Annotated in this window: 1 protein-coding gene and 1 pseudogene; both read left to right on the forward strand. The window is 41.9% G+C overall.

The genetic code is table 11. From position 1 onward, the window contains the following. Window positions 1-2002 (forward strand): annotated as a pseudogene (locus A1D16_RS21500) (hypothetical protein); the annotation flags it as partial. A gap of 136 nt (window positions 2003-2138) precedes the next feature. After that, window positions 2139-2591, forward strand: a 453-nt coding sequence (locus tag A1D16_RS21505) for a hypothetical protein (protein WP_290713753.1), incomplete at its 3' end; no start/stop codon positions are given.

Raw genomic sequence — 2591 nt, forward strand, 5'->3', positions numbered from 1 at the left:
GCTTATTACCCCTAAAAAACAACAGGTATTAAGCTTCGGAGCAGACTACCTGGTAAGTGGAAAAACCACCGTAAGCGCAGATATCGGAATGAGTAATTATGATATTAACACCTATTCAACCCGGCAAAAAGGCAATGATAAAGGTTTTGCCGGTCGATTACAGTTCAAGCATATTGAACGGATAAGCAAAAGCCTCAATGTTCAGGGAGACGGTTCTTTTGAATGGGTAGAACACAGCTTTAAACCGCTGGAACGTTTACGGAATGTTGAATTTTCGCGCGATTGGGGACTGCCGCTATTGGTGCAACCTGCCGATGAAACTATGTATTCAGCAGGGTTAGAACTAAATGATAAAGCTTCTAACCGGCTGCGTTACCAGTTTACCGGCTATAACCGCAGCGATGGTTTCAATGGAGCCAGAAACAGCCTGCTTCATCAGCAATTGGTTAAGGGATGGACCTTTAATAATCAATTCAGTTATACCCAGTCTTCCAGTTTGCAGGATAAAGGATTTTTTTTACGCCCCTCACTGAATATCTCCAAACTGTTTTCCGGCATAAGGAATTATACGCTTGGCTTCAGTTATGAACTGGAACATAATGAAGCAAGGAATAAATTAACGGATACCATAACCCCCTATAGTTTTTCCTTTGATATCGTTAAAGTATACCTGAAATCAAATGAGCAGAAACCGAATAAATGGGGCCTCAGTTACTATACCCGGAGTGATCAGTTACCTATTGGAAAAGGATTGGTCAGAACAGATCGTAGCCAGAACTTTACGCTAACCGGAGAATTAATGTCCAGCGCAGCACACCAGTTAAGGGTTAATGCTACTTACCGCACCTTACAGGTATATCAAAAAACCAGTACCAATGCGACCGCTGATAAAACTGTATTGGGCCGGGTGGAATACATGATCAATGAATGGAAAGGCCTGCTTACCGGAAACGTTTTGTACGAACTGGGAGCCGGCCAGGAACAAAAAAGAGATTTCGCCTTTTTGGAAGTGCCCGCAGGCCAGGGTGAATATGCCTGGTTTGATTACAATAATGATGGCGTTCAGCAATTGAATGAATTTGAAATAGCTCTTTTTCAGGACCAGGCCCGGTATATACGAATTTTCACCCCTACTAACGAGTTTGTAAAAGCCGCTTATAATAGTTTTAATTATAGCATGGGAATTAATCCACGTGCGCTGATCGATCCTGTAAACTCTACAGGTTGGAAGAAATTTTTAACCAGATTCAACCTTCAAAGTTCCCTGCAATTATTCAGGAAACAGTTGGCTGATGGCAGCATACAGTTCAATCCGTTCAATAATAAACTGGTAGATAGTACCTTGATAAGTTTAACCAGTATCTGGATAAACAGTCTTGCTTTTAATCGCTTCAGTTCTCGCTGGGGCTTTGACATCAGTAACATCCGGAACAATGCAAAAATTTTATTGACCTACGGACTGGAAAGCAGGGCCCAGGAGGAATGGAGTATCCGTAGCCGTATGAATATTGCTAAACGGTATACACTGGAATTGATCGGTAAAACCGGTGAAACGGATTTATCAACCGGGAATGAGAAATTTGACAATCGGAATTATGCGGTAACACAATATTCCCTGGAACCAAAGTTAAGTTATACAAGAGGTGCCAACTTCCGAATTACCGGGGGATACAGGTTTCAGCAAAAAAAGAATGCAGCCGGGTTATCGGAACGCTTAAGCTCTCATGCCCTGAATGCAGACGCTAAATACAATTTACTTCAGAATGCTTCACTTCAGGGAAAATTTACGTACACCTCCATTCGTTATCCTTTTCCTACCAACTCCACTGTTAGCTATATTATGCTGGATGGATTGCAGCCTGGCAAAAACCTGCAATGGTCATTAGATTTAACAAAACGATTGGGAAAAAATCTTGAAATGAATATCCAGTACGAAGGCCGCAAGCCCGGCGATAACCGGGTTATTCATATTGGAAGAGCCGCATTGCGAGCTATCTTATAACTATTCGGTTGCATTTTCTAACTCGCATGCTTAAAGGCAGTTCGTAGGTTAATACTAACCGTTCGTATACATTTCTTGCAGCATTATACTAGTTTACCTGCTTTGTTGTAATTTGCACCCAAATAAAATCCCTGATATGAAAAAAGTGCTTTTATCCTTTGCAATGGCAATTGGCATTATGAGTGCAAATGCGCAGAGTACCTACAACAGCGCAATTGGAGGAAGAATCGGTGGTTATTACGATTTGATTTCCGGGTCTTATAAAACCCATATTACAGAACCAGGTGCATTAGAATTTAACCTGGGATTCCGCGGATACAGAGGTGGTGGAATTGATTGGGTAACAGTAGCTTTCAGCGCTGCCTACCAGCACCATTTTCCAATTAAACCGGTACCCGGGCTTCGCTGGTATGTTGGTGGTGGTTTAACGGCATACAATTCTTTTTCAGATTATGACGGCCTGAAAGGATTTGGTTTGGGAGTATTTCCTACAGGAGGAATTGATTACAAATTCGAAAAAATTCCTTTGAACCTTTCTGCCGACGTAAGACCTACTATTGGTGTAGTTGATCCATTTGATGCACCAGGT

Origin of the sequence: Flavihumibacter sp. CACIAM 22H1 (assembly GCF_001601815.1) — a bacterium.
Lineage (GTDB): Bacteria > Bacteroidota > Bacteroidia > Chitinophagales > Chitinophagaceae > Flavihumibacter.